Consider the following 26,339-nt stretch of genomic DNA (forward strand, 5'->3'; position numbering starts at 1 on the left):
ATTCGTGAAGGAGACGATCTAAGATGAGTGAATCGATGTTGCTGGACAAATTAAGGAGCCTGTCCGTCGATGAACGGATCGGTGAGACGAACAAGGAATCCGACGACAACGTTATGGCGGAGTGGAAGCGGGCAGGAGTGAAATTCGCGTCCTCGCAAGGCCGGCTGGAGCAGGTTTATTATGCCGCCATGCGCTCGTTGCTTGCCTGCATCGTGCCGACGGGCGGCGAAAAGCCGATCCTGCACGAAGGCGGCATTTACCTCGGCTGTTGGCTGGAGAGCACCGGCACGATTAACGCCGAGCTGCTGTCGCGGTTCGTCCCGTCGGTATCCGAGGAGACGTATTTGTCATTTGCCAAGCATCAACGGGAGGATGGGCTGCTCCCTTATAAAATAACGGAGCATGGTCCGTCCTATAGGCAAATCCAGCTCGTCACGCCTCTTGCCAGGTCTGTCTGGAACCACTATTGCTTGCAAGGCCGCGATCAATCATTTCTGAAGACGATGTATGCGGCAATGACCCGATATGACGAATGGCTTGTGAAATATCGCGATACGTTCGGCACCGGCTGCGTGGAGGCGTTCAGCGCCTTCGATACCGGACATGATCTGTCGCCCAGGTTCTGGCATGTGCCGGACACGCCGCATCTCGGCGATGCGACGCGGGTCAATCCGGATTCGCCGATCTTGCCGTTTCTAGCTCCCGATCTTACCGCCAACGTTTACTGCCAAAGGCTGTATTTGGCGCGGATGGCCGAGGAGCTGGGGGAATCGGGCGATGAATGGAGAGCGAAGGCGAATCAATCGCTGGATAGCTTGTACCGGTATTGCTTCGATGAAACGGACCATTTCTTCTACGATAGAGACCAAAATGGACAGTTCGTGCGCGTGCAGTCCGATGTGCTTCTGCGAGTTATGGCATGCGAGGTCGGCGATCGTCCGTTTTTTGACTCCATGCTGCGCCGTTATTTGCTCAATACGCGCAAATTTTTTGCTAAATACCCGTTTACGTCGCTGGCGATGGACGATCCGCGGTTCGATCCTTTCTCCAGCTATAACAGCTGGGCGGGGCCGTCCAATTTCCTAAGCCTGATTCGCGCGCCGCATGCATTCGAACATCACGGCCGCCACGTCGAGCTGACCTGGGTGCTGCAGTCGATCTTGTCAGCCGCAACCGGGTTTACCCGTTTCGCGCAAGCCGTTAGTCCGTGGACGGGGGAAGAAGGCTTCACCGAAGCGTATTCGCCTTCGATTCTATGCGTGCTTGATTATGTGGAGCGGCTATGCGGCATCATGCCACGCCCCACAGGCGAGCTGTGGTTCACGGGTCTTCGTCCCTATGCGATGGATCATGGCGAAGAGCCGACAGGTGATACCGCCTACAGCCGAACGGTGGCGGAGAACGTATTCGAGCTGCTTAACGGGGAGGGCGAATCGGTTATCTACCGAAACGGCGAGCGTTGGATCGCATTCCCGAGCGGTATACGCGTCATTACCGATCAAAGCGGCAATCTGCTTGGTCTAATCGGCATGACTCCGAGGAAGGTCGAAGGGATGATCGAATGGAGGGGCTCGGAGATTCCGTTCAGCGTTTCCGGCAATGAGCAAGTCGCTCTCGCGGAGAGTCGTTTCAGGGCGGAAGAGCCTGGAATCGGCATCGTTCCGCCTACTTACAGATAAGATGCAAAGGGGTGCTTCAGATGTCGCTGGAAAGCAAGGATATTCAAATACGCGATCCATTCGTGCTGCCGATGCCGGTTGATGGCAAATACTATCTGTTCGGAAGCACGGACAAAAATATATGGGGCGCGGGAACGGGCTTCGATGCCTATGTGAGCGAGGATTTGGTTTCTTGGGACGGGCCTCATCCGGTATTCCGTCCCGAAGAGGGATTCTTCTCGGATACGAACTTTTGGGCGCCGGAAGTGTACGCTTACGGCGGGCGGTATTATATGTTCGCCACGTTCCGCAGAAGGGACAACGCTCTGCTTGGCACCGCGGTGCTTGCTGCCGATCAGCCGCTCGGGCCGTTTATTCCCCATAGCGATGGGCCTCTCACCCCCTCTGGCTGGAGCTCGCTCGACGGAAGCTTGTTCGTGGATGAAGACGGCGTGCCGTGGATGGTCTTCTGCCATGAATGGCAGCAGGTGGGCGACGGCGAGGTTTGCGCGATACGATTGGACAGCGATCTTAGACGCGCGGCGTCGGAGCCAACGGTTCTGTTTCGCGCCTCGGAGGCGCCGTGGGCAACGCCTTACGTATCGCCGCGTTACCCGGATACAGCCAATTATGTGACGGACGGCCCTTATCTCTTCAGAGGCGGGGGAGGTCATCTCTATATGCTGTGGGCAAGCTTTATCGACAACCAGTACGCCTTGGGCGTGGCGCGGTCGGAAACGTGCCACGTGGCGGGACCGTGGGTGCAGCAGACGGAACCGTTGTTCAAGAACGACGGCGGACACGGGATGGTGTTCCAGACCTTTGATGGCCGTCAAATGCTGACGATACACGCGCCGAACCGGACACCGGCCGAGCGGCCGATCTTCCTGGAGCTTCTCGAGCGAGATGGCGTTGTGAGCGTAAAGGATACCGATTAATAGGTGCAAGAAAACCGCAATTCATGACGAATTGCGGTTTTTCTGCGCTTAATGGCAATACAGAGACAGCCCAGTTCACTCGCTATCTCTAGTTAATTAATTTGTACCAGCTGCCATTGCTGATTGAGATCGCCGCGGTACAGATTTTGCTGAATCTTCGCTCCATCGGCCGTGGAGGATCCGACAACCTCGACCGCTTTGTTGCTATTTACGTTCAAAATGCTCCAGTAGCCGTTGCTCATTTTGATCAATCGGAACTGCTGCGCGGTATTGGAGAGATCCTGCATAAGCTGAATCGCTTCCCCGTTGTTTTTCGTTCCGTTACGAACATCCATGACCTTGTTATCGGAGGAACTAACGCTTCGCAATTCGTAATAGTTATTGTAGGTGCCTTGATCCGTAACGACCCAGCGCTGCGCGTTCGCATTGTTGTCCGTCCATTGTTGAAGCTGCAGCGCGTTCGTGTTCTGCCCGCCCGGAACCTCGAGTATTTTGCCCGAAGCACGGTTGACGAGTTTATAGGTGGCACCGTTCGTGACTCCGTTCCATATGCCATTCCAAGGATTAAACTGCGCGCGCTCATAGTACCATTCGAAAATAAAGCGGGCCATGCCGTCCCTGGCCGTATTGCCATCATACATCAAACCGCCTGTCGGGTCTGCGAACGAGCTTCGCGTGCCGGGATCCAGCAAAAATCCGTTCATATGGACGGCAATGCTCACATTGCCCGCGGCCGTGAAGATCGCTTTGGTGTTTTTGCCGAAGCCCGCATTCGAGCCGTTGAACAGATCCCAATAAGAGGAGTCTCCCGGCTGGGTCTTGAACCAGGTTGTCTCCGTAATATTGATTGGATAATTATCGGCGCATGGCTTGATATTGGTGTCCCATTGCTGCTGCAAAGTCGTGTAATTGTCATTGGCGCCGTAGCCCGGGTACCAATGGACTGAATAACCGACATTGTTCAGCGGATCCGTCAGCGGATACGCCGCGCACAGTTGATAGTATTGATCCCAACCAAGTCCGGACGCCCATATGACGTTATCCGCACCTTTGCCGCGAATCGTGGAGATCATGGAATTTTGGAAATTTTTGAGCGAGTTCCAGTATGCTGCGAAGTTGGATTGGGAAGGATGCCCCCCCCATACCCCGTTAACATCGGATAGCACCGGCTCGTTAACGAGCTCGAACATCACGTTATCCGCGCTCTTGATGCCCGGCTGATCAGCGAGGTAACCCCAAATCTGATTGAACTTGGCCAGATTGTCCGGCGTTGTTGCTTGATTGTTGCTTAATGTGAAATCAAGGCCGAGCGTGACGTACAGCCCCTTGGTCTTAGCGTAGTTGATATATGGAATGATCACGTTCTGAGTAACGGCCTGCAGTCCGGCAAAATTGTATGTGCCCGCCGCAACGTCGCCCATGTCTTCCCGGTCAATGAATAAACGCACCTGGTTCATATACCATCCATGGTTGTTGCCGTATTTGGCCGAGGTGCTCGTAAAGGTATCGGTAATATCCTTCAAGTAAGCCAAGATGGCCGCATGCCGGTTCCCGCCATTCTGATTCAGATAGTAGTTGCTGTTTTGGTACGTCCAGTAAGCGCCCGAGGGTTGATGCCACCCGCTCAGCAGCACGGGCAGTCCGCTGCTGTTCACCAATTGGTTGCCGCTTACATGGAGCTTGGACATCGGCATGCCGACCCACGCTTCTGCTTTCTTGCCGCTCAGCAGCATCGGCGATATCACTAGCGCCATAAGCAACAGAAGCTTTACTGCTAAGCTGACTTTCTTCTTGATCATTAATACTCATCTCCTTTTTTGAATGGTATATGTAAATTCATGGTAGTACAACGGCAGGGGCGAAGCGAATAGAGAGATGGGGGAGGATAAGAGTGTGAATTGTATGCGCTTGCAAAAACGAGTGTACTATCCGGGAGTTAAGGTCAACAACCTGTCTAATTATGGTATTATGCCCCTTCTAACTCTATCTTTGGCGTACGGTTGAGAAGTATCCATTGACAGGTTGTTTGCTCGGTGTGGAGAGTTTATACTTTTCGACAGTTAATCAAGTGTCATTAGGAAGGGGAACGAAACACGATGAGTTCGATTGACCATGATTCGATTAGAAATGCCGCTCCGCTAGGGTTTGACCAGAACAGGGAAGACATTGCCCGAGGCAAAATAGAATCGATTGAATATTTCTCGACGACGGTAGGCTGCAAGCGCAAAGCGATGATTTACCTCCCACCCGGTTACTCCGAAGATTTTAGCTATAACGTTCTTTATTTATTGCACGGTATTGGCGGCGACGAGGAGGAATGGTACAAACATGCGGGTCCGCAGGTGATTCTTGATAATTTGTATGCTGACCGCAAGCTTGCGCCCATGATCGTGGTCTTGCCCAACGGTCGTGCCATGGCGAACGACAGGGCGGTGGGAGATCTATTCGACTCCGACAAGCTAAAGGCGTTCGAAGACTTTGAATCCGATTTGCTGCAAGATCTCATCCCTTATATAGAGTCCAACTACTCGGTTCAGATAGGAAGAGAGAAGCGTGCTCTGGCCGGTTTATCGATGGGAGGAGGGCAATCGCTCAATATCGGTTTAGCCAATCTGGATCGGTTCGCCTGGATTGGCGGTTTTTCTTCCGCTCCTAACACGAAGGAGCCCGAGCTGCTTGTCCCGAATCCGGAAGAAGCGTCGGCTAAGCTCAGTCTGCTTTGGCTGTCATGCGGGGTCCTAGACAATCTTAAGCATGTCAGCGACAGGACTCATGCCTATTTGGAACGGAATAATGTGCCGCACATTTGGTACGAGGAGAGCGGAGACCATGATTGGCCGGTATGGAAAAACGATCTATACCATTTTTCTCAGCTTATTTTTAGATAATTATCCGAAGCAATCAAGATTCGAAGCATCGTTCGGCAACGAGGACGATCTCAACAATGCGAACAGCAGTCCCTCTAATATGCGAATATTAGCGGGACTGTATTTGATTTCAAGTCCTCTTAGCCATTGATTGAAAACGAAGCATTTTCAACCAGTGAAAGTCACTATTGAATAAATCAGGTCACCTGCAATAGAGAGAAGGCGAATCATCGTCCCCTATAATGAAGCCATCCTAATTAATTGAGTGAGGTTAAGTGCTATGGCTGCGGTTCCATCAACTACAAATTCATTAACCAATCCTACCCAATCACAGCGACCAAGGAGGATTGTCCGTTTGCTGCGAAACATTGTTAAATATCGCGTACTGCTGCTTATGCTTCTGCCGACAAGCATCGTTTTTTTCATTAATTGTTATATCCCGATGTTTGGCGTTTTCATTGCCTTCAAGAACATCAACTACATCGATGGCATTATTGGAAGTCCGTGGGTGGGGATCGACAATTTCCGATTTCTCTTCGCCACTTCCGATGCTTGGCGAGTAACGGTCAATACGGTTTCCTACAATGTTGTTTTCATTATATCCGGACTGATTCTCTCGGTTGCTGTAGCCATTGGCGTAAATGAAGTTCGTGCGAGACTCGCTTCTCGCTTTTATCAGACGGTGATGATCATGCCGAACTTCTTATCCATGGTCGTTGTGAGTTATATCGTGTATGCCTTTCTGCACCCGGAATACGGTTTCTTGGTCAAATACGTGTTTCCATTATTTGGTTATTCTTCAATTAATGCTTATATGAACCCTGAAGCATGGCCATATATTTTGTGGATCACGAAAATGTGGCACTCCGTCGGTATTGGAAGTGTCATCTATTTGGCGGCAATAACCGGAATTAGCGAGGAATTGTATGAAGCTGCGGTTATGGACGGCGCCAACAAATGGCAGCAGATCACCCGCATAACGATTCCGCTATTGACTCCCGTGATGGTTATCCTGACGATTCTGAATCTGGGAGGCATATTCCGATCTGATTTCGGATTGTTCTATCATGTTACGCTCGACTCCGGTGCGTTGCGCTCCACGACGGATGTCATCGACACGTATGTTTACAGAGGCCTGATCCAGCTCAATGATTTGGGAATGTCCTCCGCTGCGAACTTTTACCAATCGATAGTCGGGTTCTTCCTAGTCATCGGAGCCAACAGTCTGGCTCGCAAGCTTAATCGCGATACCGCACTTTTCTAGAATGGAGAATCGAAATGAACAAAGGAACGAGCGTTAAAGCGTATCAGAAAGTGTCCAAGCTAGCCGCGATATTGCTTCATATTATTTTCATCGCTTTCAGTCTTGCATGTATCATGCCTATCGTGCTGATCGTCGCCATCTCGTTTTCAAATGAAAAATCGCTAACATTAAAGGGCTACAAGTTCTGGCCTGATCAAATCGACGGCTCTGCCTATCAATATTTATTCACTAATTCGGCGACTCTTGCCAAAGCTTATGGGGTTAGCCTGTCCGTTACGTTTATCGGTACATTACTAGCGGTATTATTGATTGCCTTATACGCGTATCCCATCTTTCGCAAGGATTTTCCGTTCAAGAAGACGTTTAATATTTATCTCTTGATTACGATGTTGTTCTCCGGAGGGCTAGTTCCTTTCTATCTGTTGTATGTCAACTATTTGGATTTGAAGGATACGTATGTCGCACTCATTCTCCCAGGCCTTTCGAACGCGTTTTATATTTTCATTACCCGCACATTTTTTCAGCAGACCGTACCGGAAGAAATGATTGAATCAGGCAAGCTCGACGGCGCTTCGGAGTGGCGGATTTTTTTCCAGCTCGTACTTCCCATTTCGCTGCCGGTGCTTGCAACTATAGGCTTGTTCACTACGCTGACGTATTGGAACGATTGGTTTAATTCCTTGTTATTCATTAATGATACCGATAAATACTCCTTGCAGTATGTAATGATTCAAATGATTCGCCAAGCGGAGTTTTTCAAAAATCAATTGGCGGGGAGCGGAGTTGCTCTGCTGGTGCAGCAATCGGTTCCGACGGAAAGTCTTCGAATGGCTATGGTTGTCGTCTCCATAGGGCCTATCCTGTTCGTCTATCCGTTCTTTCAGAAGTACTTTACCAAGGGGCTCACAATCGGAGCAATCAAAGGTTAGATCGTCTAGCCCTGGCTAACGGCCGGTTAGAATATATGAACATGAATAGGGGAGGTTTTTTTAGAAATGAAGACAACAAAAAGGTGGGGAATGGCGCTTGGTTGGATAACCGCGACCATGCTGGTTATGTCTGGCTGCAGCGGCAACTCGGGCTCATCCGGTTCGCCTAGCGAGAAGCCGGCGTCAACCGACGTGTCATCCGGGGATATCGGATCCGGCAATCCCGACATCTCTACGTACCGTAAACTCATTGTGTATACGGTAGGCAATTTCCCGCAAAACGATTCCAAGGCGGTTGTAGCGGAAATCAACAAATATTTGAAAGAGAAAATCAACGCCGAGATCGACTTCCAAGGACTACCTTGGTCGTCCTGGTCGGAAAAGATGGCGCTTGCCTACCAATCCGGAGAGCAAGTAGACTTGACCTTCGCTCCTAACTGGGCCGACTTTGCCAACAACGTTGCGAAAGGCGCATTCCTGCCGCTCGATGATTTGTTAGCCGAATACGGTCAAGGAATTACGGATTCGCTGGATCCTCGTTTCCTCGACGGAGGCAAAGTAGACGGCAAGATTTATGCGATACCAACCAACAAAGAAATCGGCGAAAGCCACACCATCATGTTCAGGAAAGATCTTATCGATAAATACGGCTTTGATGTCAACTCCATTAACACGCTGGAAGACTTGGAGCCATGGCTGCAAACCATCAAGGACAAGGAGCCTGGCCTGGCTCCGATCTGGCTCTCGGGCAGCGGCTCCGATACGCTTAGCTACTTCGATAAAACAAGGCCGAGCATGGAGGAAAACTTCCGTTACGAGCTGGTAGCCGGCGCTCCTGCGGGTATCGTGTTGGATACGAAGACAGATAAGATGATCGTCAGCTCCATGGAGTCCGATGCGGCTATTTACCGGATGAGGCTCTACAGCGACTGGTTCAAGAAGGGATTCATCAACCAGGATGCCGCGACGACCAAAACGAGCGCCGAAGACGCATTGAAAGCGGGCAAAACATGGATGAAGTTCGGTTCCGACAAACCGGATTCCGACAAGGAGGATTCCAGTGCTACGGGTATCGAGCTCGTCAAGCTTAAAGGGAACGATCCCGAAATCAGTACGGCAAGCGTCAGCAACTCCATGATGGCAATCGGGCGCACCTCCGTTGATCCGGTGCGGACGATGATGCTGCTGAACCTTCTGCATACCGACAAACATCTCGTCAATCTGATCGACTTCGGCGTGGAAGGACGCCAATATGTCAAGGTGGATGGCAAGGATAATTTCATTAAGCTGCCGGACGGGATCGCTACCCGTACGGATACGGGGTGGGCACCTGGAATTGAATGGATGTTCGGCAATCAGACGCTCACTTATTTATGGGAAGGCGAGAACGCGGACAAATGGGAGAAGTTCAAGGCCTACAACGAGAAGGCGCACAAGGTCAAGTCGTTCGGGTTCAACTTCAATACGGATTCTGTCAAAACAGAGGTGTCCGTCGTCAGCAATATCATTAAGGAATATCGTCCGCTTCTGGAAACGGGGAGCTTGGATGCCGATAAGGTACTGACGGAGTATAACGAAAAGCTAAAGGCTAACGGTATCGAGAAGATCCGCGCCGAGGTTCAGAAGCAGTACGACGAATGGAAAGCGAAGCAATCATAAGCGGCAGGGGGAAGGACCGAATCGGTCTTTCCCCTTTCGTGCCGACTAGCCTGTACATACATGCATGAAAAAGGAGAGAAACTGTGAGACTGTCGTTGCGATTTAAAGTAAGCGCTCTCGTCCTGCTTTTAGTGGCGCCTTTGTTTCTCTTCCTTTACTATACCAATATTTATTCCACGAATATCGTTCGCGAGAAAGTCGCAAAATCAGCATCGGATACGTTGACCCTTCACTTGGGAGCTTTAGACGAGCTGCTGGAGCAGACCAGTACTTATTTGCTTCGCACGGCAAACGAGAGCATGCTGCTGGAACTCTATTCGGAAAGCGACCCGGATAGCGTTAGTTACTATTTATCTATAAGGAAATTAATGGATCAGTGGTATAGCGATGTCAGTTACTACTCTATTATTCGCAGTGTGTTCGTGTATCATCTGGATCGTGACGAGCTATTCCTCAGCAGTCAGAAGGAGTATTACGCGGAGAGGGATGCTATCCGTTCCGGATTGTCATCCCGGCTGAAGACGTTTAAGCTCCCGACATCCTTAAAGTGGGAAATCGTTAACGTTGGCGGAGAGCCGGTCTTGTTCAAGGCGCTGCCGGATAAGAGCGGAAGGCTGCTTATAGGAGTACTTGTGAGCATTGACTCCTTGGCGCAGCCGTTAATTCGGCTGGAGTCTGTAGAGAACGACGAGAAGATCGGAATAATATCCAAAGACGGCAATCTGTTGTGGGGGCAATTTGTAAGCGAAGACCTTAGCCGCATCCGCAGTCATCTGAGCGATCAGTCGAATCGCAGCAGCACCTCCATTCGCATGAGTGACGGCAGTAACTATTTGTTCGTGGGCCAACCGTCACTTTTCTCGGATCTCAATGTTTTCATATTACTTGACGAAGAATCGCTATTGGACGAGCTGCCGTTATTCCAACGCGTAATTAAAGCGATTCCTGTCGCGGTTGTCGCGATCATGGTTATACTATTCTTTCTACTAAGCAAACTTGTTTTCAAACCTATTCAGCAGCTGGCAAGCGGGATGCGCATACTTGGCAAGGGACAACTTGATTACCGATTAAAAGAGGAGAACTCTAAGGAGTTTCAACTGATTACGCAGCAATTCAACCGGATGGCCGAACAAATAGGCAATCTGAAGATCGACGTATATGAAGAGAATATGAAAGTGCAGCAAGCCGAACTTAAGCACCTCCAGGCTCAGATCAATCCGCATTTTTTCATGAATTCCTTAAATATCGTCTTTCATCTTGTTGAACTGCAGAAATATTCATTGATTAAGAAAATGATCGGTCACCTGGTCTCTTATTTCAGGTTTATCATGAGCACCAATGACGCGTGGATAACGCTTGCAAGCGAATTAAACCATATCCGCAACTACATGGAAATCCAGATGGTCATGTACCCGAACAAGTTAAGCTTTCAGGAAAGGGTAACGAAGGATCTGGAGAATGCACTTATTCCGCCATTGCTTGTACAACCGTTCGTCGAGAACGCCATCAAGCATGGATTTATGAATAACACAGCACCTTTTAGCATCGACATTACTGTAAGCGAAGTCGCTGGTGAAGACAGGGATTCATGCATGGTCATTCAAATTCGCGACTCTGGAGCGGGATTCTCCGAAGAACAGCTCGTTATGCTTAATCTTGGATTATATGAAAAAGAGCCGACAGACCGTCAGCTCGGGATATGGAATGTTCGCAGGCGCCTGATTATGTTTTATGATCAACGTGCGAATATCGCCTTTGCCAACGATCCCCGGGGCGGCGGAGTTGTGCATATCGAATTGCCTATGCAGAGGAGGTAGTGATCTCTTAAATGTACAGAATACTAATTGTTGACGACCAATATTTTGCCTTGCTCGGTTTGCAGCAAGGCGTGAACTGGAGCGAATTGGGCGTTACGCACATCAGTCTGGCGGAGAACGTAGAACAAGCATTGAAGTGTCTGAAGAGCACTGCTGTCGATTTGCTTATTTGCGATATCGAGATGCCGGGGAGCAGCGGGTTGGACTTGCTAGCTTGGGTGGAGCAGCATTCGCCGAACACTTTGACCATTATGCTCACATGTCATGCGGATTTCGAGTATGCCCAGCGAGCCATCCATCACGGGGCTTACCATTATTTGCTGAAGCCCGTCGATTATGAGCAATTGAAGAAAGTTGCGGGCGATGCTATCGCTGAGGTTGGAAGGCAGAAAGAACAACAACAATTCGAAGTCCTCATGCAGGACTATAGAAGAAAATGGGAGCAACAGCTTCCTATATTGGTGGAACGCTTCTGGCAGGACATCTTAAGCCAGCGTGCATCTCTTCTCCCGGAGTCGTTGCAAAGATCCGCGCAAGCTTGCGGCTTGGCTATCAAGCCCGGTGATCGTTATATTCTGGTTCTGTTAGGTCTGGAGCAATGGAAAGACAACCTGAGCGCGCGGGATGAGGCCATTATGGAGTACGCGCTGCGCAATTTGGCGGGAGAACTGTTAATGAGAGGGCTAGAAGGTGTTGTTTTCCAGGATCATGTTGGTCTTAATCTAGCAATCGTATACGAGAAGGGGGAAGGGGCTTCCGTTGGCAACATGCTTGACCGCAATTGTCGGGGGTTCCTGAACGAGTGCGAACGGCTCCTGCATTGCTCTCTGTCCATCTACATCAGCCCGACGGTCATTTTGCCGGAAATCGTCAGTGCATACAACTATGTGAAGGATAGAGAGCAGCATAACTTAAATCGCTCCCGGCAAGTGTTCAAGCCTGTTTATTCACCTGACGAAAAAATCATGGATCAATCGCCGGCAGCGGCTCCGCTTGGTTTGTTTGCAGAGTGGGCTACGATCTTGGAACTGGGCGAGCTAAAGGAGCTGGATCGCCGCGTCAAGCAATGGTTCTGGAGCAACGAAGCCAATACTTGGACAAAGGAGTCGCATCATCAGTTCATTCACGGTATTCTCTTTATCACTCATACCATTTTGGCCAAAAAAGGATTATCGATTAACAAGTCGGCTGAATTAAAGAGCTTGACTGACAAGGAAAGTTATCCGAAACATTTCGAAGCCCTGCAAAGCTGGATACGAAACTGCCTAACCGCAACTGTACGTCTTCTTATGGCAAGCAACAATGTCTCTTCTGCCGTCGTAACCAAGATCAGACAGTACATCCTCTCCCACTTGAATGAGGAGATTACCCGGGAGGAGCTGGCCGCTCATGTCTATTTAAACCCGGCGTATTTATCCAGACTGTTCAAGAAAGAGACCGGATTATCGTTGTCTGACGCCATTATTCAGGAACGAATTCAAGAGGCCAAACGATTGCTCGAAGATACCGAATACAAGATTACGGACATTGCGGAGCATGTCGGTTATACCAGCTTGGGAAGCTTCTCCAACTTGTTCAAACGAGTTGTGGGGGTAACGCCGCAGCAATATCGAGCACGAAAAAAACGAGATTAAGCGAATGTTAGACAAAACAACAATTCTCCATAATAAAGCAACGTAAAGCTATAGGCTGGAAAATGATGCTTATGTTTTAATTTGAATAGGAAACGTCTTGCTATCTGGTCTAGCGAAAGGATGAATATTCATAATGGACAATCATAAGCAACTTGGGTTGACGCCCGCCTTAGGGTGGAATTCATGGAACACATTCACTTGGGACATTAATGAGCAGTTGATTCGGGATGTAGCGGACATCTTTGTTACGGAGGGATACAAGGATGCCGGCTACGAGTATATTGTAATTGATGACTGTTGGAGCTTGAAGGAGCGGGATGAGAACGGTAACCTGATCGTCGATCCTGTCAAATTTCCTAGTGGAATGAAGGCTCTTGCAAACTATATTCATGACAAAGGTCTAAAGTTCGGCATGTATTCATGTGTTGGCACTCACACCTGCGCAGGATATCCAGGCAGTTTTGAACATGAATTTCAGGATGCCCAGTTATTTGCGGAATGGGGCGTTGATTATTTAAAATACGATTACTGCTTCAAGCCGCGCCATATTTCGGGAGAGCTGCTGTATAAGCGAATGAGTATCGCTCTGAGAAACTGCGGGAGGGACATCTTATTCTCCGCTTGCAATTGGGGGGAAGATAACGTATACCAGTGGATCCGCGAATCGGGCGCCCATATGTATCGGTCCACCGGAGATATCCAGGATCATTGGGATTCGATCAAAAACCTGACGTTATCGCAGTTGGATAAACAATGCTATACGGGCTCCTATTGTCACAACGATATGGATATGCTGGTTGTCGGTATGTATGGCGGCAGCAATAACGATTTTATTGGCAGCAAGATTGGGGGCTGCAGCGACACGGAGTACAAAACGCATTTTTCGTTATGGAGTATGCTGGGGTCTCCGCTTATGATCGGCTGCGACATCCGAAAGGCAACTCCCGCAACAAAGGATATCTTGATGAACCATGATCTAATCGCAATCAATCAAGATAGAGAAGGCCGCGGTGCTTACCGCATTAAACCGGAGCCGCAATGGTTTCATACGAACGATGTCTTTATGCTGGTGAAAGTGCTGTCTGACGGCGATCTGGCCATTGGCTTTTATAACCTGAGCGACAGTCAGAGAGAATTATCGCTGCAGTTCTGGGATATCGGACTCCCCTATGCCGCCGGATATTCGTTGTCTCTGTATGACTGTTGGGAGCATAAGGAACTAGGTGTATACAAAGAACGATACGCTCCTGTGGTGCCGGCGCATGATTGTTTAGTTGTACGCGCAAAGCTGGTAAAGTAAATGCTCAACAACAGAATGTGCAGAACATGCCAGATCCCTCTAATGGCGGACGATGTGGCCATCTACTTGAAGCTTGTCTCTAGAACGGCACAGGATTATTTATGCATCGATTGCCTGGGCCAAAAGCTGAAATGTGGTCGCGAGCCTATCGTCAAATTGATTAATTATTATAGAGATTCAGGGAATTGCATCCTGTTTCGTTAGATATTTGTGCAAGAAGCCTAAAGCAACGTCATGTATTCCGAAGGTGTAAATGACGTTGCTTTTTTGAACACTTTCGAGAAATACAGCGGATCGCTATAGCCTACGGAGCAGGCGATAGATTTAATAGACAAGTTGGAGTACTTCAATAGTTCGCAAGCGCGCTGGATTCTACAGGCTGTGAGATAGTTGGATACGGACATGCCGGTAGCATCTTTGAACAGCCGGAACAGGTAGCTTCTCTCAATGTTTACGACATTCACAATATCCGTGACCGTAATTGTCGTTTTCCAATAGTTATTCTCAATATATTGTTTCGCTGTTTCTACATAGTCGTTCTGACGAATGCTCGCTTCTTTTGGGTAATATTCCATGTAGTAAGACAGCAGCAGACGAAGCTTGGCATCAGAACGTATTTTATCGAATGGCTTCGCATGGGTATTTCCGATGATATGAAAATAAGGCTCCAGATTGTCGGGAGATTCAGAGACTACTGGTTTTTCTGGCTCAAGTCCAGCCAAAGCGACTAGTCGTTGCGCTTCATCACCTTTGAACTCGGTCCAAACATACTCCCACGGGTCGTGTTTATCCGGATAATAATAGACTTCCGTGTGCGGAAAAATGATAAAACTTTCACCCGTCTTTATTAGAAAAGAGGTATCTCTCGTCTCCAAAATCCCTTTACCGCTTACAATGTAATGCAAAGCATATATATCGCGTACACCAGGTCCCCACTCATGCAGATTGGGGGGCTTATAACCGCTGCAGGTGCAAATCAAATGATTACGGATAGTTGAATGATAGAATGAAGTTGGTTTCATAGGCTGTACCTCTATCCTTTTTTATTTTGATATAAGGAGCTTTAGATAGATTAACTCATCTTAGTCCAAACCCGCCACACCAAAAACCCGTCAAAGCATAGTTGTTCATAGTCGAAAACGATAAAAATGGAGAGATGATTACATGGCCACGATGCAAATCAGCTTTTTTTCGGAATGCTTGAAGAGGGAGGTAACTTTTAATGCCCTGCTGCCGCTCGATCAACCTGTTTCCCCAAGGCGAGAAGACGCGGCCAATGTGCCACTTAAGGGGCTGTATCTGCTTCACGGCTATTGCGGCAGCCATACGGATTGGATCAGCTTTTCGCGCATTCGGGAGCTATCGGACCGCCATCGCATTGCTGTTTTTATGCCTGCCGGAGAAAATCGGTTTTATTTGGACGACGAAGAAAGTGAAATGAGGTTTGGCGAATATGTCGGACGGGAGCTTGTGGAATTTACGAGGCGAACATTTCCTATCTCGCAAGAACGCTCCGACACATTCATAGGCGGTTTTTCTATGGGCGGATATGGGGCTATTCGCAATGGACTCCATTACGCGGATCGCTTCGGCGGGATCATCGCCTTGTCATCGGCACTTATACCGTACACTATCGCGAACATTCAGCCAGGTTATCATAACGGAATCGCAGGTTACGGATATTACAGAAGCGTATTCGGGGACCTTAGCTCCCTGCTTGGAAGCGATAAGGATCCCGAGGAGCTAGTCCGTCGGTTGAAGCAAGGGAATGGGAACATGCCGCATATTTATATGGCTTGCGGCACGGAAGATTTTCTGCTCGATGTCAATCAACGATTCCATCAATATTTGAAGGACGAAGGGATCGAACATACTTATAAGGAAACCGCGGGCGCTCATACCTGGGATTTTTGGAACGATCGGATTGGAGAAGCGCTGAAATGGGCGTTGGGAGACCGAAGCCCTAAATAATGGAGTACGATCAGAGTGACGAGGGCCATTCACCGTGGCCAGCCTCTCTTACGGACTGGTCGATATGAAAACACGCCAATACTCGGCGTGTTTTTTATCTTAACTCGAAGTAAATATTAGATAACATTATCAATAATTGTACCTTGATTTTTTTGTTACTAATCAGGAGAATAATAATTATGCATAAATATTTCGTTGCCGGGAAATGGGGTTGTCATCGTGCCGAAGCGAATAGGGAACAAGGCTGCAATCATGCTTGCCGTATTGATGTTTGTGCAGACGATTGCGGCATGCGAGCATCAGCGCCCAACTGAGGAGCCGGATAATAGAGGCACGGAAGAAGCGATCTATTCGGATCCGGGTTTAACCAAATACAATCCTCCAATCGAGATTTCGATCGTTCGGAATGTAAATGAAGATTTCAGCGACTTGATCAGCAATTTTCCGGGAGAGACTCTCGAGGATAATCGTTGGAGCCGGCTTTACGAGGATGTGCTGGGCATTCGGGTAAAATACGAATGGACGGCCAAAGACGATCTCTATCATCAGAAGTTAGGGGCGGCATTGGCATCGGGCAATATTCCCAATATCGTAAGAGTGAATGCGCAGCAGCTGCGGCAGCTCGCGAACGAAGGTTTAATTCAGGATTTGACCGACGTGTATGAACAGTATGCGGCGCCGTTCACCAAGGACGTGCTAAGTCAGGAAGGAACCGGACCGTTCGAAGCGGCAACGATTGACGGAAAGCTGATGGCTATTCCGGAAACAGCGGCATCGATTGAGGCTGCCCAATTTTTGTGGATACGAACCGACTGGTTGGATCGGCTTAAGCTTAAGCCTCCGAAGACGATGAACGACCTGCTCGCGATATCGAAAGCGTTTACAGAGAACGATCCTGACGGCAACGGCAAGGACGATACGTACGGGCTGGCGCTGACGCAATATTTATGGGATCCCGTCATGGGTGCGTTGGACTTTATGGCCGGTTACGGCGCATATCCGAATATTTGGCTCGAGGACGATACCGGCAAGCTCGTGAATGGAGCCGTACAGCCTCAAGTGAAGCAAGCGCTAACCGTGCTTCAAGGCATGTACCATAGCGGTCAGATCGATCCGGAATTCGGCTTGAAGGACGGCCGCAAAGAAAAGGCGCTGATCGCGGAAGGGAAGATAGGCATCATGTACGGGGAGCAATGGGGCTCCTTCACCGTGCAATCAAGTTATGAGAAAGACTCAGCTGCGGACTGGCAGCCGTACCCGATCGTGTCGGCTACGGGCGAGCCTGCCAAGGTACCGCTCCGATTTGCGACTAATCAATTTTTGGCTGTCAAGAAAGGCGTCCAGCATCCCGAAGCGATCGTGAAGATGATTAATTTGCATCTGGAGAAAAATTGGGGTGTTACGGCGGAATATGAAACGTACTATAGCACCCCATACCCGGCGTGGCAGCTCTCGCCCGTTACTCCGGCTCCTTTGCTCAAAAATTACGAGGCGTTTCTGCAATTAGAGGAGTTCCGGGCGACGGAAGACGAGACCGTTCTCCATGATGAAGCCAAAGCGATTCAGAAAAACATCGATGTTTATCGGACGAGAAACGATATAACCGGATGGGGCTGGGAACGTACCTATGGTCCGCAGGGAGCGTTCTCGATATTCAGACAATATGAAAAAAACAATCAACTGTTGTTCGAGAGCTTCGTAGGCGTTCCGACGGAAGCGATCATCGAGAAGCAATCGATCTTGGACGAGTTGAAAAACAAAACGTTCATGAACATTATTCTCGGACGGCCGATCGAAGAATTCGACCTTTTCGTCGAGGAGTGGCATCGGTTAGGCGGGACGGAGATGACGAACGAGGTTAACGAATGGTACGCGGAGAAGGGCCGAAAGACGCAGTAAGCGCGAGGCTTCGATCGCCTCCTCACCTATTCGCTCCGCGGACAAAGCAGCTTGCGAGGAGTTGTATAAGATTGCTCAAGATACCTGTCAATTCCATGCGCCACGCCTTGTTTCTTAGGCTTGTCATCATGCATCTCGTTGTCATTCTGCCCATTATTATATTAGGCGTTTATTTGTATAATTGGAGCTATACCAACGCGAGCCAGGACATTTCAAGGAACACCTTGGCGCAGTTGTCCTCTTATCTCGATGACATGAACCGTGAGGTTGAATGGCTGGAGGTCCAGCAGTTCGATATGCTGCAGGAGGGAGAGCTTACGAAGGTCGCGGTAACGTGGGAGATGATGGACAGCGTCGAAAAGAAGGAGAGCATGGACTATTTGGTTCATCGGCTAACTTCCATTAGGAACAGCAGCGCGTATATGAAGGATATATACGTTCATATCCCCTCGATTGGCAAAACGTTATCGTTCGGCAATGCCGTTCACGATCTGGAACAAGGAAGGTATGACCAAATTCGGGCTTTGTCGGAACGAAGCGGAGCCAAACGTTTGATTAGGCAGGGCGATTCGCTTCATCTCAGCGCCTCCAAGTACGGCGGGAAGAAGGGAGAAGAGCCGCTCTTCATCGTTCAGATCGAGCTTGATACGGCGAAGCTGAAGGAATCGCTGAACCAATTGAGCGTTTATCCCGAAAGCGGCTCTTTTCTTATCGCTGAAGAGGCGAATTTCACCCTGCTCGGCAGCGATAAATCACCTCATATTTTGAACGAATATTTGAAAGCGCAGCGACTTTCGGAGGAAAGTTCCTTGCTATTGAAAGCAGATGGACGATCCTACCATATCGACAAAGCGGAATCATCTGAATTGGGCCTTGCGGTAGTGACCTATTTGCCGGAGGAGACGGTGAAGAGGCCACTGAACAAGTTCAATAACTGGGCTTGGCTGTTCACGGCAACCTCGATTCTTGCGATCGTTGTCTATTCTCTCTCGACTTACCGTCTCGTTCATCGGCCGCTGCTGCTGCTTGTTCAGAGCTTCCGTAGAATGGAAGGCGGGACGCTTGATATCCAGATCGAACACGAGAACAAAGATGAATTCGGTTATTTGTACGATCGATTCAATCAGATGCTGAACAAACTGCAACTGCTGATTGACCAGGATTTCAAGCAGAAGCTCATGATGCAGAAGGCCGAGCTCAAGCAACTTCAGTCTCAGATTAACCCGCATTTCCTATATAACAGCTTTTTCATACTTAATTCACTAGCCAAGACGGGCGATACGGATCGTATCGAGCTGTTCACCAATATGCTCGGCGAATATTTCAGGTTCATTACGCGCAACGGCGAAGACAATGTGTACTTATCCGAAGAAATCAAGCATGCCAGGATGTATACGGAAATTCAGAAGCTTCGGTTCTCTAGGCGTATCAGCGTGCAATTCGACGAACTTCCGAAGGAAATGGAGCAAATTCGCGTACCAAGGCTTATTGTTCAACCGATTATCGAGAATGCATACGAGCATAGCCTCGAGAAAATGTCGGAGGAAGGTTTTCTTCGCGTTTCGTTCGAGAGGCATCAGTCGGATTGGCTGATCGTTGTCGAGGACAACGGAAGTCAGATTGACGATGCAACGATCCAAGCGTTGAACGACCAAATGACGAACAACGGCGAAGCGCATGAAATGACGGGCATCATTAATATTCATCGCCGCATTATGTTGACTTACGGAGAAGGCAGCGGTTTATTTTTGTCCAAAAGCAAGTTGAACGGCTTGCGAGTCGAAATACGGATCAATCCAAAGGAGGCGGATGGAGATGCACCGACTGCTGATCGTCGATGACGAGGAAATTATTACAGACGGCCTCTACGAAGTGTTAAGCAATCTCATGCCGGACCAATTGGATGTTTGCAAAGCTTATTCGGCTAAGGAAGCGCTCGCTTGGATGGCGCGTACGCGCATCGATATCGTCATGACCGATATCGCGATGCCGGGCAAGAACGGTCTGGAATTGTCGGAAGAAATACTGACGTATTGGCCGAGGTGCAAAGTTATTTTTCTTACCGGTCATAGCGAATTTGACTATGCGTATAGAGCTTTCCAGATGCCTGATGTCCGTTATTTACTGAAGACGGAAGGTTATGCGAAAGTGACGGAGGCCGTACGAGGCGCATTGCTCGACATTCAGCGCAGCAATCTCGAGAGCACGCTGCTGGAGCAGTCGCGCGAGCAAAAGTACGCTTACGAATTCATGGCGCAAGGGGATTATATGAGGCAACTGCTGCAAGAAAGCGACGCTCTTTGCGCAGAGCAAGCGAGAGTCATCGAGGAATTCGGCCATTTGAATATTGGCTTAGATCCGATGAATCCGGTTATGCTGGTGCTTGCTCGTCTGTCTTACCCTCCCGGGATGACGTATACGGAGAGAAGCAAGCTCCTCGTATCAGCAAGAACGTTATGGGATTCCTATCTGAAGGACCACGCCGATAGCATCGGAATCGTCGATAGGCATGGAGACTTGATGTGGTTTATTCAGCCGTCCAAAGAGTCAAGCGGAATCCATGGTGGTGACTTTATCCGCTATATGGAAGGTGTGCTCGAGCTGATCCAGGAAGCTTGCCTGACGTCGCTCGGATTAGAGATTACGTTGACTATAAGCGGCGCAAGCTGCGATTGGATAACGGTCACCCACCAATATGAAAGACTGCGCCAGCTGCAGCAGTTGAAGATCGGCGACGGCATTTCCATGATATTGCGGGATCGAGACGAGAATATGAACGGCTTCGGCGGCAAGGAAACGTTCGTGCCGGGTCGCAAAGCGGAGATTATGGCAGCGCATTTGGAAGCGGGCCGGGCGGATGAATTTTATGCGGATTGGGATCAGTTGGCGATGGCAGCGTTGCAATATAACGAGCATGCGCAGCGATCGATTGAAGCGTACTATTCCGTTGCCCTGATGCTGTATTCTTGCTTGAACCGTCTGGGTCTGCAAAATCGCCTCGACGACCACTCAAAGCTGATGCGGCTTGATTGCCATGCCTCCATGAAGGATGGATTTGTTTATTTGAAGCAAACGGCGGATGCGATCTTCCGCTACAAGCAGAGCGACGATCGGGATAGAACATCGCAAGTGATCGACCGGATCTCCCAGTATATCGACGAGCACTTAAGCGATGATTTATCCCTGGTGCGACTGGCGGAAATTCATTACTTCAATCCTTCCTATCTATCGCGTTTCTTCAAGCAGGAACGAGGCATTAATCTATCCGAATATATCGATACTTGCCGGGCCAGAAAGGCGAAGGAGCTATTGCGCGACAACGATCTAAAGGTCAGGGAGGTCGCCGTGTCAGTCGGGTATGAAGCGGCCCATTCGTTCACGCGGTTCTTCAAGAAGGTAACGGGAATGACGCCACAGGAGTATCGTGATTCTCTGACTATCAGCTAATAGAGACCAAAGAATAAGAAAGCGGCGATCGCCCCCTTATGTTAGCAAGGGAGTTGATCGCCGCTTCTGTATTTTATATCGAGCAGTCGGTTAATAGATACGGTAGTTTCCGCTTAATGCCAGAAGGCTGAAGAAGTACAGGCAATTGTCGTAATAACGCCGTTCGCCGGTACGCAATGGCGTGTTCCAGAACAAGTGAACAAAATGAGCGGCATCCGGTCCGTCCGCGGCAAGCGATGCCATTGCATTCGTCGCCAGAAGCCCGATCGGATGCAGCGAAGATTCTTTGAATGCTTTCCCGTCAATGGTGTAACGGCGATAGTCGGATACGTCGATTTCGCGGAAAAACGCTTGAATACGATTCGATTGTTCGACTTGCCACGGGTCCTTGCGGAACCATTCATAATCAAGTCCGATGTTCGCCGCTACGCGGTAGGCATCGCTGAAAAAATGCCGGTAGTCGCCGTGAGGCTGCGGTACGGCAGGCGTCCCGTCGTAGTTCGCGTACTCGGGCGATAGTCCGGTTACCGGATGGCAGGCTGTTCGCAGATAAACGCGGCTTGCCTCGGCGGCTTCCCTCCAGAAGCGTCTATCCTGCTCGTCCGCATGTAGCGCGAACAAGTCGTAGAAATGGGGCAAATGATAGGAAGGGTCGCTGAACGGCGATTCCGGTATGAACTTAATGAGCTTGGTAGCGGGATCCCACATCGGATCGCCTTCGCCGTTCTCTCCCTGATGTATGCACGCTCGAAGTATCGTCTTCGCTTGCTCGGAATAGTCGAACGGCTCCGGTCCGTCACCCCAGCGATTCGAAGCGAAGATCAAAGCCATCGCGAAAAATTCTTCACCGTCCGGAGCCGGTCCCTGGGAGATGCGGGTACCGTCAGGCTTGCAGTGCCAAGCGAAATAGTGCTTGTAGCGGCCTTCCGCATGCTGCATGAACGTCTTCGCATAGTTCCAGAGACGGTCGAATTCTTCCTTCTTGTTCATTTGCACGGCCATCATCATGCCGTACGACATACCTTCGGATCGAACGTCAGAATTGCCTGTATCGAGGAGATAACCTTTATCGTCACCCATAGGATAATAGATTCGCAAATCGGCACGGCCATAAAATAATTCGTCCCAAGCCTGCTCCAGTCTGGCGTGTATTTCCTGTTCGGAATATCCGAGCTCTTTGAACAAATTCCTGTAATCGGCTGTATGGAAAGCCCCTTTAGTTGTATTTGACACGATCGTAACCTCCATTATTATCGTATTAAAAACCCATCATAACATGGCCGTTGGTTAAGGAATTAAAGCGTTTTCTTAAAAAACTATAGCGTTTCTGGAGGAGCATAAACCGAAATCGTTCCATATTAGGATACATCAATGAAATAGTCGCATACGTCATTGTCTGATAAGGGCTCGTATTATACTATTTTGTTCCAAGACAGTGTTTTGGCAAATCTAACAATGGAAACGCTTCCGATAAAATGGGGCAATTGATCTGTTATATGATAGGAGTTGTTAAGCATGCTTAGAATAGTGAAAGTCGAGAACGGAATCGTTCAGGGATTGCCGGCGGCCGACCCTCGAATTACGAGCTTCAAGGGGATACCGTTCGCCGCGCCGCCCGTAAGGGAAAATCGGTGGCGTTCCCCGCAGCCCGCGAAAGACTGGAACGGCGTGCTCAAAGCATTCGAATTCGCGCCGATCTCGATGCAGGTGAAGCAAGAGATTGATGAAAAAAACATCTATACCAGAGAATGGGCAGTGGAGCCAGACATCGCCATGAATGAGGACTGTCTCTATCTGAATGTCTGGACACCGGCCAATCGTACCGATGAAAAGCTGCCTGTATATGTATGGTATTTTGGCGGAGGACTACAGGTTGGCCATACGGCAGAAATGGAGTTCGACGGAGAACGGATAGCTAGGCGGGGCATCGTGGTAGTTACAATCAACTATCGTTTGAATGTATTCGGATTTTTATGTCATCCCGAAATTACGTCGGAAGCACCGGAAGCGCCTGCCAATTTCGGAAACCTCGATCAACAAGCGGCCACGAGATGGGTCAAGCGTAATATTGAGGCTTTTGGCGGAGATCCGGACAATATTACGATCGGCGGACAGTCGGCCGGAGGCGGAAGCGTCATGAGCCAGCTCACTTCGCCTCAGAACGAAGGACTCTTTCAGAGGGCGATTATTCAAAGCGGAATCTTTACGAAGCTCTACCCGGGAACCCTCATGCCTAGTCTTCGGAGCGATTTGGCGGAAGCCGAACAGGACGGTTTGAAGTTTTTTGAGTATCTTGGCGTCTCTACGCTTGCAGAAGCCCGGCAACTGGATGCGATATATATCCGCGACAAGGCTGTGGAGTACCAAGGGTTTTGGGGCACCGTCGCGGATCAGGTCTTTAATGAAGGTAACCCGTTTGAACGCTTCCTTCGTAATAAGCGATGGATGGTTCCGGTCATGCTCGGTCATACGTCCTCCGAGTTTTTCAGCGTTCCGAATGCCGGGACGCTTGACGACTTTAAGAAAATGGCAGAAGACGTGTTCGGTGACGATGCCGAAATGTTTCTGGCGCTTGTCGATTTCAGTTCAGCCCATTTGGAGGAGATTGTGAACAAGGCATCGGTAAGCGGCATCGAATATGCGATTCGCATTGCCGGACAGGCTAATACGGACTCAGGTGCTCATATCCCTTTGTACTATTATAATTTCGACGCGGAAATACCGGGCTGGGATAATCCCGGCACCTTCCACTCGGTGGATCTTTGGTTTTTCTTCGAGACGCTTGCTAAATGCTGGAGACCGTTTGTCGGCAAACATTACGATGTGGCCCGCCAGATGTGCAATTATTGGGTCAACTTCATCCGTTCCGGAGATCCGAATGGACAAGATTGTACAGGAGAGGAGCTGCCTCGATGGGAGCCCTATTCGTCAGAAGCGCCGTATGGGATGTTGTTTGCCGATCGGGCCGAGTTTTCCAGGGAACAACCGAATGAGGTCATGAGATTTCTTGTGCAGCAGTATTTCAAACACAACTCTTAAGGTTTGAGGAGACATCGTTTATGCAAAATCAGATGAAGTTCCGTTTGCCCCGCATGTTCAGTGACGGAATGGTGTTGCAACGAAACACGAATGTGAAAATATGGGGATACGCGCCTGCGGAAGAAGCCGTCACCGTCCGATTCAAAAATCATGTCTGCAGCGGCACCGCCGACAAGAATGGACAATGGATGGTCAGTCTTCGGACAGATGAAGCGGGCGGGCCCTTTGAGATGCTAATCGAGACCGGGGGCGAATGCATCACGCTTCATAATATTTTGCTAGGTGACGTTTGGTTATGCTCTGGCCAATCCAATATGGAGATGAAAATGTTATCCCTTCGGCAATCGTTTCCTGAGGAAATAGCTCAAGCGGATAACGATGCCATTCGGCAGTTTCTGGTTCCGGTCAGCTTTGATTTCGAACGGCCGCATACCGACTTCGAATCCGGGGACTGGGAGGCCGCCGATCCCGCAAGCGTCTTGAACTTCACAGCCGCAGGCTATTTCTTTGCGGCTAAGCTGTATGAGAAGGATCGCGTACCGATCGGTCTGATCAATGCCAGTTTGGGCGGGGCTCCCGTTCAAGCCTTTATGAGCGAGCACTCCCTTGCGCCTTTTGCGGAATACATGGAAGAATTGCAGAGGTTAAAGAATAAGGAGTATCTGGATGCATTGGCGCAAAAGGATCAAATCAACCGAGAGCAATGGTACACCTATATCAATCAAAATGACGCGGGTATGCCTGCTAACGGAACAAAGTGTTATGAACCGGGTTTCGACGCTTCCGCTTGGCTTGCCATTTCGGTTCCTTCCTATTGGGAAGATAGCGGCTTGGGATCCTTCAACGGCGTCGTCTGGTTTCGGAAAGAAATCGAGGTTCCTTCTTCCTGGCTTGGCTATCCGGCGACGCTTGAGCTCGGCAATGTGGTGGACGAGGACACCGTTTACCTCAACGGTACACAGATAGGAACGCTGCCGAACCAGTACATTTCGAGAAAGTACAATATTCCGGAAGGTCTGCTGCGGGAAGGCAAAAATACGCTTGTCGTTAGAGTCGTCAATTTCTCCGGTAAAGGAGGATTTTACAAAGATAAGCCCTATTGTCTTCACATCGGAGACCGGAGCCTTGATATAAGCGGAGAATGGCAGCATATGATCGGGGTCAAGAGCGGTCCGATGCCCGAGCCTTCCTTTGTCCAGTGGCGTCCAGCGGGCTTGTACAATGGTATGATTGCGCCGATTGCCCCTTATGCGATCAAAGGCGTTATCTGGTATCAAGGGGAGTCCAACTTGAATAAACCCGAAGCATACGAAAGCCTGTTCCAGGCGCTTATTGGCGATTGGAGAGGCAAATGGGGCTTGGGTGCCTTCCCCTTCCTCTATGTACAGTTACCCAACTTTGCTGAGCCTTCGGATAGACCTGTAGAAAGCCAATGGGCAGTGCTTAGAGAGGCACAGCGGAAGACGCTTGCCTTACCGATGACAGGAATGGCTGTGACTATCGATATTGGCGAATGGAACGATATTCACCCGGTCAACAAGATGGATGTCGGATACCGGTTAGCCCTCGCAGCTCGGAAAGTAGCCTACGGGGATGAGGAGGCAGCGACTTCCGGCCCCATGTATCAATTCGCGGAGAAAAAGGGAGATCGAATCGTTCTGCACTTCAGCGATGCAGGCGGTGGATTAGTCGCTAGAGACGGTGGCAAGCTTAATCATTTCGCCATTGCCGGAGCCAATCAACGGTTCGTCTGGGCAAACGCCAGAATTGAAGAAGATCATGTTGTAGTGTGGCATAATCAAGTTCCCGATCCCGCCAGGGTGAGATATGCATGGGCTGACAATCCGGTAGGTGCCAACCTGTATAGTCGGGAAGGCTTGCCTGCATCGCCTTTTGCTACGGATTAACCGTTGCTGC

The 26,339-nt window shown here is 49.5% G+C and carries 18 protein-coding genes; 15 read left to right on the top strand and 3 right to left on the bottom strand.

Annotated features, from left to right (window positions below; translation table 11 throughout):
- Positions 1 to 23: 23 nt before the first annotated feature.
- Positions 24 to 1,679 carry an MGH1-like glycoside hydrolase domain-containing protein gene (locus V8F51_RS21955; RefSeq protein WP_337102650.1) on the top strand — a complete coding sequence of 552 codons (1,656 nt, stop codon included), beginning with the start codon at positions 24 to 26 and terminating at the stop codon, positions 1,677 to 1,679.
- A 20-nt stretch (positions 1,680 to 1,699) separates the two neighbouring features.
- On the top strand, positions 1,700 to 2,596 hold the full coding sequence (locus tag V8F51_RS21960) for a glycoside hydrolase family 43 protein (protein ID WP_337102651.1): 897 nt from the start codon (positions 1,700 to 1,702) through the stop codon (positions 2,594 to 2,596).
- A gap of 92 nt (positions 2,597 to 2,688) precedes the next feature.
- Here V8F51_RS21960 and V8F51_RS21965 read toward each other — a convergent pair whose 3' ends face one another.
- Positions 2,689 to 4,395: an RICIN domain-containing protein gene (locus tag V8F51_RS21965; RefSeq protein ID WP_337102652.1), complete on the bottom strand. Its 1,707-nt coding sequence runs from the start codon at positions 4,393 to 4,395 to the stop codon at positions 2,689 to 2,691.
- A 297-nt stretch (positions 4,396 to 4,692) separates the two neighbouring features.
- Here V8F51_RS21965 and V8F51_RS21970 point away from each other — a divergent pair, with 297 nt between their 5' ends.
- From V8F51_RS21970 to V8F51_RS22000, 7 genes are all read left to right on the top strand, one after another.
- Positions 4,693 to 5,484, top strand: coding sequence for an alpha/beta hydrolase (locus tag V8F51_RS21970; protein ID WP_337102653.1), 792 nt, complete (start codon positions 4,693 to 4,695; stop codon positions 5,482 to 5,484).
- 334 nt (positions 5,485 to 5,818) lie between these two features.
- Positions 5,819 to 6,727: an ABC transporter permease gene (locus V8F51_RS21975; RefSeq protein ID WP_337102654.1), complete on the top strand. Its 909-nt coding sequence runs from the start codon at positions 5,819 to 5,821 to the stop codon at positions 6,725 to 6,727.
- Positions 6,728 to 6,741: 14 nt separating this feature from the next.
- Entirely contained in the window at positions 6,742 to 7,656 is a 915-nt protein-coding gene (locus V8F51_RS21980) for a carbohydrate ABC transporter permease (RefSeq protein WP_337102655.1), read from the top strand.
- Positions 7,657 to 7,722: 66 nt separating this feature from the next.
- On the top strand, positions 7,723 to 9,315 hold the full coding sequence (locus tag V8F51_RS21985; RefSeq protein WP_337102656.1) for an ABC transporter substrate-binding protein: 1,593 nt from the start codon (positions 7,723 to 7,725) through the stop codon (positions 9,313 to 9,315).
- 83 nt (positions 9,316 to 9,398) lie between these two features.
- Positions 9,399 to 11,132 carry a sensor histidine kinase gene (locus tag V8F51_RS21990; protein ID WP_337102657.1) on the top strand — a complete coding sequence of 578 codons (1,734 nt, stop codon included), beginning with the start codon at positions 9,399 to 9,401 and terminating at the stop codon, positions 11,130 to 11,132.
- A gap of 11 nt (positions 11,133 to 11,143) precedes the next feature.
- Positions 11,144 to 12,766, top strand: coding sequence for a response regulator (locus V8F51_RS21995; RefSeq protein ID WP_337102658.1), 1,623 nt, complete (start codon positions 11,144 to 11,146; stop codon positions 12,764 to 12,766).
- Positions 12,767 to 12,899: 133 nt separating this feature from the next.
- Positions 12,900 to 14,066, top strand: coding sequence for a glycoside hydrolase family 27 protein (locus tag V8F51_RS22000; protein WP_337102659.1), 1,167 nt, complete (start codon positions 12,900 to 12,902; stop codon positions 14,064 to 14,066).
- Between the two features lie 221 nt (positions 14,067 to 14,287).
- Here the strand turns inward: V8F51_RS22000 and V8F51_RS22005 are convergent, their stop codons facing one another.
- Complete coding sequence (locus V8F51_RS22005; protein WP_337102660.1) at positions 14,288 to 15,088, bottom strand: AraC family transcriptional regulator; 801 nt, start codon at positions 15,086 to 15,088, stop codon at positions 14,288 to 14,290.
- A 142-nt stretch (positions 15,089 to 15,230) separates the two neighbouring features.
- Here V8F51_RS22005 and V8F51_RS22010 point away from each other — a divergent pair, with 142 nt between their 5' ends.
- From V8F51_RS22010 to V8F51_RS22025, 4 genes are all read left to right on the top strand, one after another.
- Positions 15,231 to 16,037, top strand: a complete 807-nt coding sequence (locus V8F51_RS22010; protein WP_337102661.1) for an alpha/beta hydrolase — start codon at positions 15,231 to 15,233, stop codon at positions 16,035 to 16,037.
- A 252-nt stretch (positions 16,038 to 16,289) separates the two neighbouring features.
- Positions 16,290 to 17,936, top strand: coding sequence for an extracellular solute-binding protein (locus V8F51_RS22015; RefSeq protein WP_337102715.1), 1,647 nt, complete (start codon positions 16,290 to 16,292; stop codon positions 17,934 to 17,936).
- 71 nt (positions 17,937 to 18,007) lie between these two features.
- Positions 18,008 to 19,777 (top strand): sensor histidine kinase, encoded by a 1,770-nt coding sequence (locus V8F51_RS22020; protein ID WP_442956471.1) that lies wholly within the window; start codon positions 18,008 to 18,010, stop codon positions 19,775 to 19,777.
- Positions 19,752 to 21,383, top strand: a complete 1,632-nt coding sequence (locus tag V8F51_RS22025) for a response regulator transcription factor (RefSeq protein WP_337102662.1) — start codon at positions 19,752 to 19,754, stop codon at positions 21,381 to 21,383. The genes V8F51_RS22020 and V8F51_RS22025 overlap by 26 nt, the downstream gene beginning before the upstream one ends.
- Positions 21,384 to 21,473: 90 nt before the next feature.
- On the opposite strand, the gene V8F51_RS22030 is transcribed toward V8F51_RS22025, so the two are convergent.
- Positions 21,474 to 22,631: a glycosyl hydrolase family 8 gene (locus V8F51_RS22030; RefSeq protein WP_442956472.1), complete on the bottom strand. Its 1,158-nt coding sequence runs from the start codon at positions 22,629 to 22,631 to the stop codon at positions 21,474 to 21,476.
- A gap of 267 nt (positions 22,632 to 22,898) precedes the next feature.
- Between V8F51_RS22030 and V8F51_RS22035 the strand changes: the two genes are divergently transcribed.
- Positions 22,899 to 24,422 (top strand): carboxylesterase/lipase family protein, encoded by a 1,524-nt coding sequence (locus V8F51_RS22035; protein ID WP_337102664.1) that lies wholly within the window; start codon positions 22,899 to 22,901, stop codon positions 24,420 to 24,422.
- 20 nt (positions 24,423 to 24,442) lie between these two features.
- Entirely contained in the window at positions 24,443 to 26,329 is a 1,887-nt protein-coding gene (locus V8F51_RS22040; RefSeq protein WP_337102665.1) for a sialate O-acetylesterase, read from the top strand.
- Positions 26,330 to 26,339 lie beyond the last annotated feature (10 nt).

This window comes from Paenibacillus sp. YIM B09110 (assembly GCF_037167145.1).
Classification (GTDB): domain Bacteria; phylum Bacillota; class Bacilli; order Paenibacillales; family Paenibacillaceae; genus Pristimantibacillus.